Origin of the sequence: Brevibacterium sp. SIMBA_078, from assembly GCF_046534565.1 — a bacterium.
Classification (GTDB): domain Bacteria; phylum Actinomycetota; class Actinomycetes; order Actinomycetales; family Brevibacteriaceae; genus Brevibacterium.
In genome coordinates, this window is the sequence record NZ_JAWRYQ010000002.1 from 437,354 (window position 1) to 450,511 (window position 13,158).

Genomic DNA, 13,158 nt, shown 5'->3' on the forward strand with positions numbered 1-13,158 from the left:
GTAGAGGAGTTCGCGGGAGCCTCCCAACGAGGCTGAGAGGGCGTAAGAGCCGACCGTCAGACCTGATGCGGATCATGCCGCCGGAGGGAGAAGCTGTGAGAGTCATTGTCGTCGGCGCCGGGATCATCGGCCTGTCCACGGCCTGGTATCTGCACCGCCTCGGCGCCGAAGTCACCATCATCGATCCTGCGCCCGCCCAGGGTGCGAGCCATGCTGCTGCGGGGATGCTGGCTCCCGCCGCCGAGGTGGTCTGGGGGCAGACTCCCCTGTACCCGCTGATGCGGGCCTCCGCGCAGATGTATCCTCAGTTCTCCGCCGAGGTGGCGAGCGCCGCCGGCAGCGATCTCGGTTTTTCGGATGCCGGCACATTGGTGTGCGCCGGTGACCGAGCTGATCTGCAAGCTCTGCGGGAGCTGCGCGATGCACAATCCCGATCCGGTTTCGCCACCGAGCTCATCACCGGCAGCGCTGCCCGCCGGGTTGAGCCGTCGTTGTCGCCTGCCGTGGCCGGGGCCGTGCACATTCCAGGCGATCACTCGATCGACCCCCGTCGGCTCACTGCCGCATTGCTGACTGTCCTGTCCTCTGATTCAGGTGGCTTCGTTCGCCAGCGCGCGGCCGGACTGGTCAAGGACGGCGATACGACTGTGGGAGTCGAGCTGGGCGACGGCCGCCGGCTGGAGGCCGATCAGGTGGTCATCTGCGCCGGCAGCGCTGTGTCCGCGATCGTCGGTGCCCCACAGCTGCCTCTGCGTGAGGTCTGGGGTGATGTTCTGCGACTGCGCGCCCCCGCCGAGGCGGCTCCGCTGCTGAGCCGAACCATCCGCGGGCTGGTCAACGGTCGCTCCGTCTATTTGGTCCCCCGCCCCGATGGCGAGATCGTGCTCGGTGCCAGTTCGCGTGAGGACGGACTCTCCGGCACTCCGGCCGGGGCGCTCCACCGACTGCTCGCCGACGGGCAGCGATTGGTCCCGGGAATCCTCGACGCGGAGATCACCGATATCACCACCCGTGCCCGACCCGGCTCGCCCGACGATCTGCCGATGATCGGCCGCATCGATCCCGGCTGCATCGTGAGCACAGGGTATTTCCGCCACGGCATCCTCTTGGCCCCGTTCGGTGGCCGGCTCGGCGCCGAGATCACCTTGGGCGTCGATTCCGGCTGGTCCCCCGATGGGGCGCTCGAGTCCGTGTCCCCGCACCGCTTCACCACAGAACACACCACTGCCTACCCGATGAGGAGCATCTCATGACCGACCGCGACCACTCACCGACCATCGTCCTCAATGGCGATCGCCATGAGCTGTCGGGTGCCACCTCGGCGCTCGACCTCGTCGCCGAGGTCACCGGACGGGAACTGAATCCCGATGGGACAGCGGCCGACGGTGGACGATTGGGCATCGCCCTGGCCGTCGACGGTGAAGTCATCCGTCGCGGCACCTGGTCCTCTCTCACCCTTGCCGATGGGCACACCGTCGACATCGTCACCGCTGTGCAGGGAGGCTGAGATGACCTGGACGATCGATAATGTGGAGATGTCGTCTCGCCTCGTGATGGGCACGGGAGGGGCGAGTTCCCTGAGCATCCTCGAAGACGCACTCGTGGCTTCGGGAACCGAGCTGACGACTGTGGCGATGCGCCGTTTCGACGCTGAGTCCCGGGACTCGGTCTTCACCATGCTCCAGCGTCTGGGTATTCGGGTGCTGCCGAACACGGCCGGCTGCTATACGGCCAGGGATGCCGTGCTCACCGCCCGACTGGCTCGAGAGGCTCTGGAGACGAACTGGGTGAAGCTCGAGGTCATCGCCGATGAGGACACCCTGTTGCCGGACCCCATCGAACTCTTCGCCGCAGCCGAGGAACTCGTCCTCGACGGGTTCACGGTCTTCGCCTACACGAACGACGATCCGGCCCTGGCAAAACGTCTCGAGGACGCCGGTGTGGCTGTGGTCATGCCGGCCGGAGCTCCGATCGGCAGCGGGCTGGGCATCCTCAACCCTCACAACATCGAGACCATCGTCTCCCGTGCACAGGTGCCCGTCATCCTCGACGCCGGTGTCGGCACCGCCTCCGATGCCGCTCTGGCGATGGAGCTCGGGTGCACCGCGGTACTTCTGGCCTCGGCCGTCACCCGCGCCCACGATGCTCACGCCATGGCCCGGGCGATGGCTTTGGCCGTCGAGGCCGGGCATCTCGCTGGCGGTGCCGGGAGGATTCCCAAACGACCGTTGGCATTGGCGTCATCGCCGTTCGACGGAATGGTCGCAGCACAATGACCGCCGCTGCCACCACTCCGACATCGTTGCCTCCGCTCGTCGACCCCGTGGAATCCCTGTCCCGGACGGAGCTGGAACGCTACTCCCGGCACCTGAGCCTGCCGGGTTTCGGACTCGAGGGACAACGGCGTCTGCGGGCCGCCTCGGTGCTGGTCATCGGGGCCGGCGGTCTCGGGGCCCCGGTCCTCAACTATCTGGCGGCCGCCGGGGTCGGGTCGATCACGATCATCGACGATGACGTGGTGGAGGCCTCGAACCTGCAGCGCCAGATCATCCACCGGGATGCCGATGTGGGCCGACCGAAGGTCGCCTCTGCCGCCGATGCCCTGCACCGGCTCGATCCGAACCTCGAGGTGCGCACGATCGAGCACCGGCTGAGCCCGGAGAATGCGCTCGGTCTCTTCGCTGAACACGATGTCGTGCTCGACGGGGCGGACAACTTCGCCACCCGGTACTTATCCAATGATGCCGCCGAACTCACCGGCACCCCGCTGGTGTGGGGCACGATCTTCCGCTTCGCCGGTCAGGTGAGCACGTTCGTTCCCGGTCACGGGCCGATGCTGCGCGACCTGTTCCCGGATATCCCGGAACCCGATTCGGTGCCCAACTGCGCGGAGGGCGGGGTCCTGGGAGTGCTGTGCGGAACCGTGGGCTCGGCGATGGCGACCGAGGCGATCAAACTCATCTGCGGCATCGGTGCCCCATGCATCGGTCGGCTCCTGCGCTATGAAGCGCTGACCGGGGAGTACTCGACCCTGCGATTCTCCCCTGATCCCGACCGTCCCCCGGTCACCGACCTCACCGAAGTGGCTGCCGCCTGTGCTGTGGACCTCGACGCCGACGGCGTGGCAGAGCCTGGCCCGGATGAGATCGACGTCGCCGATTTCCTGTCTGTCGAAGACGATGTGCTCGTCGTCGATGTGCGGGAGGACTGGGAACGTGAGCTGGCGGCCATCCCCAGCTCACTCCACCTGCCCCTCGGCGGCCTCCGAGACGGCGGGTGGCCGGCGCTCCAGTCGCTGGTCGGTGCTTCAGTCCGGCCGGAGGCGCCTGTCGACATCGTCTTCCACTGCAAGTCCGGGGCCCGATCGGCCGAGGCCGTCCGGATTCTGTCCGGATCGGTCCCGACCGGAGTCCGTCTGCGTTCCCTTGCCGGGGGCATCGATGCGTGGGCCGAGCAGGATTGAAGCCTCCGGCAGCGCGAAACGAGCTCAGGTCACGCGAAACTCGAAACTAACGTCACCGGCGGCGTCGTTTTCGAGTTTCGGGTGACCTGAGGGGTTCGGATCAGTGGCGGTTGAGTCCTGACAGTCGCCGACGGAGTCCCCGTTCGCCGGCTCTCATCACAGCTCCGTGCATGAGTCCGGACAGCGGTCGCATCGCTCTGATGATCGTTCTGCTCGTCGTCACACACCACAGAGAATCGATTGTCGTCACACCCTCGGAGGCGGTCAGAGTCCAGCGGCCTTCGCCGCAGAGGTCACCTTCCGCCCGGAACCGGATGTGATGGGGTGCATCGACCTCGTCGACTTCGATGGAGAAGCGGAGAGACCACCCGATCGGCGCTCGGACCAGAAGGCGGGCTCGGCTGCCTGGGGTCACCGGCAGATCGGCGGCATCAACGTCAGCCTGTGCGGCCCCGACCCTTTCGGCTGCTGTCAGTCCCGGCCACCACCCGGGCCACTCATCGACCTGTTCCAGAACCGCCCACACCGATTCGATGCCGGCGTCGGTGATCCAGCGGTCGTTGAAATGGAAGGGTGCGGACTCTCCGGGTTGCGGGGTCACATGCTCGTAGCTCATGGTCCGACGGTAGTGTGAAAGATGTGAGTAAGGACAACTTCGTCAGCAATCGTCGGCCATCCCCTCTGGGCGGTCGCAAACCGACCAAGGACGATCTTGCGGCTTTCGCCACGGACGACCCGAATGCGATCGACGATATTCTGCCGAGCGATTCCTCCGGGCTGAAGATGCTCATCGTCGGCATCAACCCGGGGCTGTGGACGGCCGCAGTGAATGCGCCGTTCGCACGACCTGGCAACCGCTTCTGGCCGTCTCTGCACCAGGCGGGTCTCACCGATCACCAGGTCGATGCCTCGTGTGGGTTGGAGCCTGCGGATGAACTGCAGCTGCTCAGTCGTGGAATCGGTCTGACCAACCTCGTGGGGCGAGCCACTGTCCGGGCCGACGAACTCTCCCGGCAAGAGCTGCGTGAAGGTGCGACCCACCTCGTCGAGCGTCTTGCCGATATCAGGCCCCGAGCGGTCGCAATCGCCGGGATCACAGCGTTCCGCACCGGCTTTCAGGTGCCGAAGGCTCAACTCGGTCGGCAGGATACGACGCAGATCGAGGGATGGCCGGCGGAGGTCGCGCTGCACGTGGTTCCGCAGCCGAGCGGCCTCAACGCCCATTATCAGATACCAGACCTCGCGCGAATCTGGAATGAGGTCTGGAACAGCATCGACGGCTAAGCCCTTGGGCCGGCTCCGGTGAAGTGCTGGCGGCAACGAGCGACATAGGCATCCAGCCCACCGATATGGCTGGCATCGATCGCTGTCGCGGCGAGAGTCGCCTCGGGTGACTGAGCTGTCTGTGCTGCGTCTGATCCGTTCGAGCTCTCCGTCTGTTCCAAGCGCTGGTGGAACACAGCGTCCTTCCCACAGACTGTGCACACCGCGGTGAGTCTCAGGACCTCCTCAGCCACGGCCATGAAGCTGGGCAGCGGTTCGAACGGCTGCCCGTCGAAGGTCACGCACAGTCCTTCGACGATGACATCGAGGCCCCGTCCGAGGAGGTCCTCGACGGCGGGGACGAGCTCCGGGCCGAAGAACTGCGCCTCATCGATGGCGATGAGGTCATAGTCCTTCTGTCGGGCCGCCTCGGCGAGGGATGAAACGTCTCCGAGCGGAACTGCGGGGATGTTCACCCCGGTGTGGGAGGTGATCGTGGAGATGTCCGAGCGAGTGTCGAGTGAGTGGGACACGACGAGGACATCGATTCCAGCGATCGTGGCCCGCCGGACCCTGCGCATGAGCTCTTCGGATTTTCCGGAGAACATGGGTCCGGCGATGACCGTGAGACGACCGGTGTCAGTCATCGACGCTGACTCTCTTGGAATCGGTTTCGACGGTGACTTCCGTGTCTTCGCCGCCGTTCTCGAAGTCGAACTGATATTCCTGTTTGCCGTCGTCGAATTCGAGTTTCCAGCTCACGAGCTTTCCGTCGGCTTCCTTCTGGGCACGTTTGAGAGCGTCGTCGAAGGTCAAAGGGTCGTTGAGGTCGATGGCCTTCTCCTTGTCATCGGTCGAGTCCTGCTCGTGTTCGGCGATCTTCCCGGTCTCCGCGTCGATCTCGACGTCATGGTCGGTGTTTCCGTCGAGGATGGATACTTCGTACCGCCAAGCCCCGTCTTTGTCGTCCCAGTCGAGCTCGATGCCGTGAACGATTCCGTCCGCGACTTCCTCCTCGGCTGTCTTGATCGCGTCTTCGGCACTGATGGCCGGCGATTCCTTGCTCAGGTCGGCGCCGGCGCTCAGGCCTTTCCCGGACGATTCCTCTGCCGACTTGGTTTCATCACCGTCGTCGCCTTGGTCGTCGCCACTCTGGTCCTCGCCTCCGGCAGGGCTGGCCTCGGCCGATTCGCTTGCCGCGGGCGAGTCCTGCGCCTCATCGCCTCCGTTTCCGGAATCACTTCCGCCGCACCCGGCCAGGCCGAGAGCGAGTGCTGCAAGTCCGGCCGCTGTACTCATTGCCATGCGATTCGTCTTCATGGCCGCCACGCTAGCAAGGGAACGCCTCTCACCAGTGGTTTCTGAGAACAATCTCATCTGGGCAACGGTTCGATTCTGGTGGTCAGTCAAGGCAGAATTCGTTGCCTTCGGGGTCGGCCATGACAATGAAGCCGTGTTCCAATGGCGGGTCCGGATCGACTCGGCGCAACCGAGCGCCTCCGAGTTCGGTGAGTCGGGTGCATTCTGCTTCGAGTGCATCCATCCGCTCATCGCCGTCAAGTCCCGGAGCGGCACGGACGTCGAGGTGCACGCGGTTCTTCACCGTTTTGGGCTCGGGCACCGTTTGGAAGAAGACCCGGGGACCGACCTGTTCAGGGTCTTCGATGGCGGCACGCATGTTCTCGGGGCTGAGTTCGATGCCGAGACCGGCGATGAACTCCTTCCAAGCGACGAGGGGATCGTCGTCGGCACCGAGTCTCACTCCGGGAGGACCCGGAATGATGTAGCCGAGTACTTCGGCCCAGAAGCGGGCGAGCCTTTCGGGATCGTGGCAGTCGACGGTGACCTGGATTATTCGGCTCATGATCGGTGGCTCCCTATTGTCCGGTTCTGCCGTCGATGCATTCACGCAGCAGATCAGCGTGACCACAGTGGCAGGCATATTCTTCGATGCGGTGGACGAGGAATTCGCGCACCGCGATGTCTTCTCGGCCTACGTGTGTGCCGAGGTCGTCGTGTCTGCTGACTTCGGCGTCAGTGGCGACCTGTTCCTGTTCCAGCCGGGCGAAGGCATCGGTGAGGACGGTTTCGTCGGGATGGGACAAAGCATCGCTGAGGTCGAATGCGTCGTCCGAACTCCCGTAGATCGGGGGTTCGGGTTCGCCGTCGGTGATCCAATTCCTCCAGTCTCGCTCCACTTCGGTCATGTGTCGGACCAACCCGAGCAGCGACATCGTCGACGGTGGGACGGAGAGCTTCATCATCTGCTCGAGGGTGAGCCCCTGGCATTTCAGATTGAGAGTCAGCCGGTAGTCGTGCAGGTAGCTCAGCAGTGTGGCGAGTTCTCCGTCGGGACTGTGTCCGTCGGAGTTGCGGGGATCGTCGTCGGGATCGACCCACATATCGGGGTAGACGGTGGCAATGCTCCAACGCTGTGGTGAGGTGGACATGGTGGTCATTCTGCTCCGGTGGGTGGCTGAGTACCAGGGTCGCGGATGATTTGTCAGGGTTCAGACAGCCAGGCTGCCATCGAGTTCGAACAAGCTGGGCATCTCCTCGCGGATCGTGGTCCCGAAGGCGACCGCACCTCCGAAGAGTCCCTCGATCGTGTCGACGGTCTGCAGCACTCGGTCTCGTGAGAACTCGGGAATGAGCTCTCCGTGTTTGAGATAGCCCTTGAGTGATCCTGTCGCGGCGGCCCTCACTCCGAGTCGTCCGGTGATGAGCCAGGTGATGCACTCGGTTTCGAAACGCACCTGCGCGCCCTCATTCCTCGGCTCGGCCGACGCCGCACCGTGGTCATGCCCTAGCCTGCGGTGGCCGGTGAAGATGAGGGCGAGTTCGTTGAGGAGATGGGTGAGCATGACGGAGGGGCTGCGGGTGTGCGGAAGGTCGTCCGGCAGCAGGTTCTTCCGGTGCAGCGTGTTGATGGCTGTGTGCAGTCCATCCCAGGTGGGTGGGCTCGCCGCGGGCAGAGTACTGAGACCGTCGGTCGTGAGATCGGACCGCTGCCTCACAGTGCGGGCCGCCTCCACGGCGGAGAGCTGCGGGGATCGACGAACAGCGGCGAGCAGCTCGTCCCATGGCATCGGCAGGTGACGGTCAAACGACTCGGCAGCGTGGGAATCGATTGGTTTCGACTTCTGGTCCATGTCCTCACGGTAGGTGCAGCCCCTGACACGAGATTCGTCCCCGGTCGGAGTCCGTGCCCGGACGCCGGCGGTAGGCTCGATGTGAGAAGGATTCAGCGGAAAGGAGAGAGTGTTGACCGAGCACAATCCGGATCTTCATCTGCGGATCGGACGGGAGGAACTCGTCATCCGGCAGCGCTACCAGGTCATCAGCATCGCCAATGATGTGCTCATCGGCCTGTGGTTCCTCATCGGCAGCTTCATGTTCTTCTCCGAAACTCTGACCTATTCGGGAACCTGGCTGTTCGTCATCGGCAGTGTCGAGATGCTCATTCGCCCGGTCATCCGCCTCATCAGGCATCTGCACCTGCAGAGGCTGCGCAGCCCCGCGGCCGCCGGAGACGACTCCTTCGACTACTGACCGCTGTCATCCGCTCTCAAGTATCCGTCCGCCATTCCATCATGACCGGGCTCGCCCGTCGGTCAGCCGCAGTCTGCGGTGCGCGAACTCGTTCGCCCAGCGCTGGTCGTGTGTCGTCGCCAGAACGGCACCGCCACGGTTGAGGAACGACTCGATGATCGCGTTCAGCCGGGTCATTGCCGCGTGGTCGCGCCCGATCGTCGGTTCGTCGAGCAGCAGCACCGTCGCCTCGGTCATCAGCGCCGAGGCGATGACGATGTCTTTGCGCCTGGCCACATCGAGGTCGAAGGGATGGTCGTCGGCGACCTCGGTCAGTTCCGCCTCGGCGAGGACGGAGTCTGCGTCTGCCTGGCGATGGCTGCGCACTCGTTTTCGGTCTCGCCGTCGATGCGGCGGCAGCGGCACGGCGTGGAGCAGTTCGCGTGCCGCTGTGGCGGCGGAGAGCTGCAGGCCCGGATCCTGTCCCACCCATCCGAGGTGAGCACTGCGTGCGTGGGCGGGCAGGGTGTCCAATCGGATCATCTCGCCGAGGCGGCTGACCGTGATCGTGCCCGTCACGGACGCCGACCGGTCGAGCAGGCCGAGGAGGGCCCGCAGAAGCGTGGACTTGCCGGCCCCGTTGGCTCCGGTGACTGAGGTGAGTTCGCCGGGCCGCAGATCGAGATCGAGGCCGTCGAGGATGCGGCTGCTTCCCCGATCCACGGTGAGGTCGCGAACGGTGAGCAGCGGATCTGCCAGTGACCTCGGCATCGCCGAGAGGGTCGCTTCATCGTTCGGGCGGCTGTCCCAGATCCCGCCGGATCGAGCCGTGGGAGTCGCCGTCTGCAGCCGACCTGCGTCGAGGAAGCGGATCTCTTCGCAGATCCGGGTCAGTTCGTCAGTCTGATGACCGGTGATGAGCACGGCCCCTCCCCGATCACAGAACTCCTGCAGCACTGTCGCCAGACGCACACGCATCTGCGGATCCAAGGACTTTGCTGGTTGGTCGAGAACGAGCAGGTCGGGACCGGGTGCGAGGATCCGTGCCACCGCGACCAGCTGCCTCTGCCCGCCGGAGAGCGTGTCCAGCCGTCGGTTCCACAGGTCTCCGACGCCGAGGAGCTCGAGCAGGTTCCGGGCGCGGCGGTGGGCATCGGCCGGGTCATACCCGTGCAGTCGACACGCCAGCTGCGACTCGTCACCGACGTGGCTGGTCATTCCGCTCAGCTGCGCTTCCGGGTCATCGCCGAGCAGCGCCACGGTTCCGTGCCGGTCGATGGTGCCGGTCAGGGCTCCCCGGGAGACGAGCTGTCCGGCCAACAGGCGGCAGAGAGTCGACGTTCCCGATCCGAGCGGTCCGAGCACTGCGGTCTTGGTTCCACCGGTGATGCCGAAAGTGATTCCGCTCAGCGCGGCAGCATCCTCTCCACGATAGGTGAACCACGCGTCCGTGATCGCAACGGTCATCTCAGGCACCGCCGATCAGCTGCGCGGCGCCCGGCAGCGGGAGGACTCCCATCACCGAGGCGACGATGAGTCCGATGGTCACGAGCGGAGTCAGGATCCGCAGGAGACTCTGCCCTGTCCCGTCCGTGTGGTCTTGAAGCGCAGTCGCGGTCCCATCCGAATCGAGTCCGCTGGATTCGAGCACGTCGTGACGCTGGTCGACGGTCAGCAGGATCGCGGTGACGAGTCCTGCGACGATTCCCGGCAGCAGTCGGATGCGCACCCGCCAGGAGTCGGTGGCCCAGCCTCGCGCCCGTCTGGCTTCGATGATGTGTCGGGTGCGGGCGCCGATCATTGGGATGAGACCGATGGCAGAGGCACACATATAGGCGACTGCCGAGGGCAGACGAAGTCGACGCAGACCGTCGAAGAGGCGAGCGGAGTCGGCGCCCAGGCCGAACAGCGTGCACAGCCCGATCAAGGCGCTCACCCGCAGCCAGATCTGGACGGCGATGCTCAGTCCTTCGACGCTGAGGCGAGCGGGTCCGGCTTGCCAGAGCACATGCACATCGGTGCCGGGGTAGAACAGCCCCTGCACGACGATGAGCACAACCAGAGTCGGCAGGCACAGGAGACCCACCGTCATCGCCCATGCCCGCAGTCGCACGACGGGTGAGACTGTCACGGTCACGACCGTGCCGGTCAGGATGATGACCGGCACGATCGGAGAGGGGATTCCGAAGACGAGAAGCAGGCTGCAGGCCAGGATGATCAATTCCGTGGCCGGGTGCAGACGACGTTTCCGGCGGTGAGCCTCAGCCGCGTCAACGGCGGTGTGCGTGTCGGAAGAGGCGGGACTCATTCCGCAGGCTGTGCCGATTCGGCCTGTTTGGTCAGATCAGGGCCGTCGGTCTTCTTCGTCCGGGGGCGACTGTGGGCGGCGAACTCGTAGCGACCGACGATGCGTTTGGGCAGCGACCGGATGACGACATAGGCGAGGGCGAAGATGAGCGCCTTGTCGACGATGTCGGAGACCATGCTCTGTGCGAAGGTGGCGTTGAACATCTCGAGGCCCGCCGCTTGGAGGATCGCAACGACTCCCCCGGTGCCGGCACCCAGCCCGCCGCCGAAGACATAAGCGGCGACGGGTGCTCCGATGGCACCGGCGGGAACACCGGCGACGGCGCCGACGATGACCGCGGTCCAGGGTGTGCGGAAGACTCCGAGCCTTGCTGCCCAGCCGGCGGCGGCGCCGATGAAGGCGGCCCCGGAGCTGAAGGCGATGACGCTGGGACTCAGGGTCACGCCCCAGATGAGGTTCGAGACGATTCCCGTGAAGGCACCTGCTGCGGGACCGGCGAGAACGCCGATGAGCACGGTTCCGATGGAGTCGAGATAGAGGGGCACGGGTGTGTAGTTGCCGATGACCTGCCCGATGACGACGTTGAGGGCGATGGCGACCGGGATGAGCGCGAGAACGCTGCGGGGAATGAGCGGGAGGGTGCCGGCGGCGAGCAGAATGCCTCCACCGAGATAGCCGAGCATGACCCACAGAGTGGTGTATCCGAGGTCGACGCCGAGGTTGGCGGGTTGGGTGAGGAGTACGGCGACGTAGGTGCCTATGACGACGAGCGTGCCGAGCAGAGTGAGGATGAGGGGAAGAGTGCGGTTGCGATTTTGTCCGGGACCGACCGTGGTGGTCGGCCCCTGCCCAGACGGACTGGAATGTGCGGTCATGCGGGTGGTCCTTTCATCAGGGTGGTGCTGAGGTGGTCGAGGAATGCGGGGGCATCGATGGCGCGGATGATCTCTGCGTTCACGGGGCGGCCCCACCGCCCCAGCCAGTCGGCGACGGTTTCGCCTCGTGTGAGTGTACCCGTGAGTTCGACATCGACAGGTGCCCACAGCGTCGACGCCCATGGCAGGGCCCCCGCAGCTCCTCTCACGGGCACCGGGGCGGACGGCTCCCGGGCGTCGGAGTCCGATCCTTCGGGCTCTGTTCCGGACGACGTTGTGGTGTCTTGCCGAGCCCAGGACAGAGCACAGGCGAGGACGAAGGGATCGTGGATGTGGGCGAGGTAGCCGAGTCCATCGGATTCGTGGAATTCGAAGTAGAACCGGAGCGCCTCGGCCAGTTCTGCGAGTGCTGATTGCCAGCGGTCATCGGCACCATCGGCAGAGGCTCCGTCAAGGATGGTGGTCAGCCGCTCGGGTGTCATCTCTACGGCTTCGGTCGCTTCGATCGGGGCAATGACCGGAAGTTGTGCCAGCCCCACCTTCTGATTGGTGCGGTCGAAAGCGGCGAGCACCTGGGCGGTGGACTCGGGGTCGAAGGTGACGTTCCATTCCGTCGTCGGATGGGTGTTGCCCCGGTAGTTGAACGCTCCGCCCATGATGAAGAGCCGTTTGAACAGACTCGGAAGATCCGGGTCGATTTCGAGGGCCAGCGCGAGATTCGTGGCCGGACCGATGACGACACCGAGGAGCTGTCCGGGATGGGCGTGGGCGGCATCAACCCAAGCCTGAGCCGCCGTTGCCGAACTCACCGGCGTGCTCGAGGCCGGCAGCCGCGCATATCCCCGCCCGGTCTCGCCATGGGTGAGGTCGGCATATTCCACGGCTTCGCCCGCTGCCGTCTCCGATGCCTGCGGATCCGTCTGCAGGACCTGCCGTGCCAGCGGAAGACTGTGGCCGGCGTGGACGGGAATGTCGCTGCGTCCGGCCAGCGACAACCACCCGCGGGTGTTCTCGACGACTTGTGCAGTGGCGACGTTGCCTCCAGACGCGGCGATGCCGACAACGTCGACATCGTCTTGGCAGCACAGGTAGGCCAGTGCAATAGCATCGTCGATTCCGGGGTCGCAGTCGAGGAAGAGCGGCAGAGTGGATGACATGGTCCCATTCTGCCGGACCCGGCTGTGTCACCACCGTCGGATGCGGGCCCAGTTTCCGCAGGCTTGGGTCGATCCCCGTCTCACCAGTCGACAGCACAGGTAGAGCTTCGTCGAGGGAGGTTCGTCGATTCCGAACCTTTCTCTCATGTCGATGGCCTCCTCACTGCCGAAGGGAGTGCCGATGACCTCACCGAACGGCATGCTGGTGATCCACGGTTTGGCGGCGAGGGTGAAAGCATTGAGGAACATTTCACAGTCACAGCAGCAGGCACCCATGCTGCTCAGCCGCGCGAGCAGTGCCGTGGCGCGTGGAGCCGTACGGTCGCGGAAGCCTTCCGCGAACCGGTGTGTGCCGTTGCAGCCGAATTCGCCGAGTTGTCGGAACACGTAGCAGGCCAGGCATTCGCCGGGGCGCGGGGCGAAGACACGGGCGGTCTCCTCGTCGATGATCGTTCTGACGTCGTTGTCAATGGTGTTCTTGTCCATGACCACACAGTTCCAGACGGCACTGACACGAAACGATGCGACTTCACATCGCTCCCCGATTTTAGTCCTATTTCT

Annotated in this window: 17 protein-coding genes and 1 riboswitch; of the genes, 6 read left to right on the plus strand and 11 right to left on the minus strand. The window is 65.0% G+C overall.

What is annotated here, in order from left to right:
* The first annotated feature begins 2 nt into the window (after positions 1 to 2).
* Positions 3 to 106: riboswitch (TPP riboswitch) on the plus strand.
* The 4 genes from thiO to moeB all read left to right on the plus strand — a co-directional run bounded on the left by thiO (position 96) and on the right by moeB (position 3,463).
* Positions 96 to 1,253, plus strand: a complete 1,158-nt coding sequence (thiO, locus tag SB749_RS10330) for a glycine oxidase ThiO (protein ID WP_410710248.1) — start codon at positions 96 to 98, stop codon at positions 1,251 to 1,253. Its footprint overlaps the riboswitch before it by 11 nt.
* Positions 1,250 to 1,507, plus strand: coding sequence for a sulfur carrier protein ThiS (thiS, locus tag SB749_RS10335; protein ID WP_410710249.1), 258 nt, complete (start codon positions 1,250 to 1,252; stop codon positions 1,505 to 1,507). Before thiO ends, thiS begins: the two co-directional genes overlap by 4 nt.
* Before the next feature lies 1 nt (position 1,508).
* Positions 1,509 to 2,276 carry a thiazole synthase gene (locus SB749_RS10340; protein WP_410710250.1) on the plus strand — a complete coding sequence of 256 codons (768 nt, stop codon included), beginning with the start codon at positions 1,509 to 1,511 and terminating at the stop codon, positions 2,274 to 2,276.
* Complete coding sequence (gene moeB / locus SB749_RS10345) at positions 2,273 to 3,463, plus strand: molybdopterin-synthase adenylyltransferase MoeB (RefSeq protein WP_410710251.1); 1,191 nt, start codon at positions 2,273 to 2,275, stop codon at positions 3,461 to 3,463. Before SB749_RS10340 ends, moeB begins: the two co-directional genes overlap by 4 nt.
* A gap of 100 nt (positions 3,464 to 3,563) precedes the next feature.
* Here the strand turns inward: moeB and SB749_RS10350 are convergent, their stop codons facing one another.
* Positions 3,564 to 4,079 carry an SRPBCC family protein gene (locus SB749_RS10350; RefSeq protein WP_410710252.1) on the minus strand — a complete coding sequence of 172 codons (516 nt, stop codon included), beginning with the start codon at positions 4,077 to 4,079 and terminating at the stop codon, positions 3,564 to 3,566.
* Between the two features lie 23 nt (positions 4,080 to 4,102).
* Between SB749_RS10350 and SB749_RS10355 the strand changes: the two genes are divergently transcribed.
* Positions 4,103 to 4,747 (plus strand): mismatch-specific DNA-glycosylase, encoded by a 645-nt coding sequence (locus SB749_RS10355; protein WP_410710253.1) that lies wholly within the window; start codon positions 4,103 to 4,105, stop codon positions 4,745 to 4,747.
* On the opposite strand, the gene SB749_RS10360 is transcribed toward SB749_RS10355, so the two are convergent.
* The 5 genes from SB749_RS10360 to SB749_RS10380 all read right to left on the minus strand — a co-directional run bounded on the left by SB749_RS10360 (position 4,744) and on the right by SB749_RS10380 (position 7,878).
* Positions 4,744 to 5,373: a thymidine kinase gene (locus SB749_RS10360; RefSeq protein WP_410710254.1), complete on the minus strand. Its 630-nt coding sequence runs from the start codon at positions 5,371 to 5,373 to the stop codon at positions 4,744 to 4,746. The genes SB749_RS10355 and SB749_RS10360 overlap by 4 nt on opposite strands.
* Positions 5,366 to 6,046 (minus strand): PepSY domain-containing protein, encoded by a 681-nt coding sequence (locus SB749_RS10365; RefSeq protein WP_410710255.1) that lies wholly within the window; start codon positions 6,044 to 6,046, stop codon positions 5,366 to 5,368. The genes SB749_RS10360 and SB749_RS10365 overlap by 8 nt, the downstream gene beginning before the upstream one ends.
* 82 nt (positions 6,047 to 6,128) lie before the next feature.
* Positions 6,129 to 6,590 carry a VOC family protein gene (locus tag SB749_RS10370; RefSeq protein ID WP_410710256.1) on the minus strand — a complete coding sequence of 154 codons (462 nt, stop codon included), beginning with the start codon at positions 6,588 to 6,590 and terminating at the stop codon, positions 6,129 to 6,131.
* 13 nt (positions 6,591 to 6,603) lie between these two features.
* Entirely contained in the window at positions 6,604 to 7,176 is a 573-nt protein-coding gene (locus SB749_RS10375; protein WP_410710257.1) for a DinB family protein, read from the minus strand.
* Between the two features lie 60 nt (positions 7,177 to 7,236).
* Entirely contained in the window at positions 7,237 to 7,878 is a 642-nt protein-coding gene (locus SB749_RS10380; RefSeq protein WP_410710258.1) for a hypothetical protein, read from the minus strand.
* A 109-nt stretch (positions 7,879 to 7,987) separates the two neighbouring features.
* On the opposite strand from SB749_RS10380, the gene SB749_RS10385 reads away from it, so the two are divergent.
* Positions 7,988 to 8,278: a YrhK family protein gene (locus SB749_RS10385; protein ID WP_410710259.1), complete on the plus strand. Its 291-nt coding sequence runs from the start codon at positions 7,988 to 7,990 to the stop codon at positions 8,276 to 8,278.
* Positions 8,279 to 8,317: 39 nt separating this feature from the next.
* Here the strand turns inward: SB749_RS10385 and SB749_RS10390 are convergent, their stop codons facing one another.
* Genes SB749_RS10390 through SB749_RS10410 form a run of 5 tightly spaced genes read right to left on the minus strand, consistent with a single transcriptional unit; the run spans position 8,318 to position 13,083 of the window.
* Positions 8,318 to 9,724, minus strand: a complete 1,407-nt coding sequence (locus tag SB749_RS10390) for an ATP-binding cassette domain-containing protein (RefSeq protein WP_410710260.1) — start codon at positions 9,722 to 9,724, stop codon at positions 8,318 to 8,320.
* A 1-nt stretch (position 9,725) separates the two neighbouring features.
* On the minus strand, positions 9,726 to 10,565 hold the full coding sequence (locus SB749_RS10395; RefSeq protein WP_410710261.1) for an energy-coupling factor transporter transmembrane component T family protein: 840 nt from the start codon (positions 10,563 to 10,565) through the stop codon (positions 9,726 to 9,728).
* Complete coding sequence (locus SB749_RS10400) at positions 10,562 to 11,440, minus strand: histidine kinase (protein ID WP_410710262.1); 879 nt, start codon at positions 11,438 to 11,440, stop codon at positions 10,562 to 10,564. Before SB749_RS10400 ends, SB749_RS10395 begins: the two co-directional genes overlap by 4 nt.
* Positions 11,437 to 12,597 (minus strand): nucleoside hydrolase, encoded by a 1,161-nt coding sequence (locus SB749_RS10405; protein WP_410710263.1) that lies wholly within the window; start codon positions 12,595 to 12,597, stop codon positions 11,437 to 11,439. The genes SB749_RS10400 and SB749_RS10405 overlap by 4 nt, the downstream gene beginning before the upstream one ends.
* A gap of 27 nt (positions 12,598 to 12,624) precedes the next feature.
* Complete coding sequence (locus tag SB749_RS10410; RefSeq protein WP_410710264.1) at positions 12,625 to 13,083, minus strand: DUF2695 domain-containing protein; 459 nt, start codon at positions 13,081 to 13,083, stop codon at positions 12,625 to 12,627.
* Positions 13,084 to 13,158 lie beyond the last annotated feature (75 nt).

Bases quoted from the DNA above. Each gene is read 5' to 3' on its own strand.
- SB749_RS10405 (WP_410710263.1), bottom strand. From the start codon at position 12,597: ATGTCATCCACTCTGCCGCTCTTCCTCGACTGCGACCCCGGAATCGAC.
- SB749_RS10390 (WP_410710260.1), bottom strand. From the start codon at position 9,724: ATGACCGTTGCGATCACGGACGCGTGGTTCACCTATCGTGGAGAGGAT.
- SB749_RS10340 (WP_410710250.1), top strand. From the start codon at position 1,509: ATGACCTGGACGATCGATAATGTGGAGATGTCGTCTCGCCTCGTGATG.
- SB749_RS10395 (WP_410710261.1), bottom strand. From the start codon at position 10,565: ATGAGTCCCGCCTCTTCCGACACGCACACCGCCGTTGACGCGGCTGAG.
- SB749_RS10410 (WP_410710264.1), bottom strand. From the start codon at position 13,083: ATGGACAAGAACACCATTGACAACGACGTCAGAACGATCATCGACGAG.
- SB749_RS10380 (WP_410710258.1), bottom strand. From the start codon at position 7,878: ATGGACCAGAAGTCGAAACCAATCGATTCCCACGCTGCCGAGTCGTTT.
- SB749_RS10400 (WP_410710262.1), bottom strand. From the start codon at position 11,440: ATGACCGCACATTCCAGTCCGTCTGGGCAGGGGCCGACCACCACGGTC.
- SB749_RS10370 (WP_410710256.1), bottom strand. From the start codon at position 6,590: ATGAGCCGAATAATCCAGGTCACCGTCGACTGCCACGATCCCGAAAGG.
- moeB (WP_410710251.1), top strand. From the start codon at position 2,273: ATGACCGCCGCTGCCACCACTCCGACATCGTTGCCTCCGCTCGTCGAC.
- SB749_RS10350 (WP_410710252.1), bottom strand. From the start codon at position 4,079: ATGAGCTACGAGCATGTGACCCCGCAACCCGGAGAGTCCGCACCCTTC.
- thiS (WP_410710249.1), top strand. From the start codon at position 1,250: ATGACCGACCGCGACCACTCACCGACCATCGTCCTCAATGGCGATCGC.
- SB749_RS10375 (WP_410710257.1), bottom strand. From the start codon at position 7,176: ATGTCCACCTCACCACAGCGTTGGAGCATTGCCACCGTCTACCCCGAT.
- SB749_RS10365 (WP_410710255.1), bottom strand. From the start codon at position 6,046: ATGAAGACGAATCGCATGGCAATGAGTACAGCGGCCGGACTTGCAGCA.
- SB749_RS10360 (WP_410710254.1), bottom strand. From the start codon at position 5,373: ATGACTGACACCGGTCGTCTCACGGTCATCGCCGGACCCATGTTCTCC.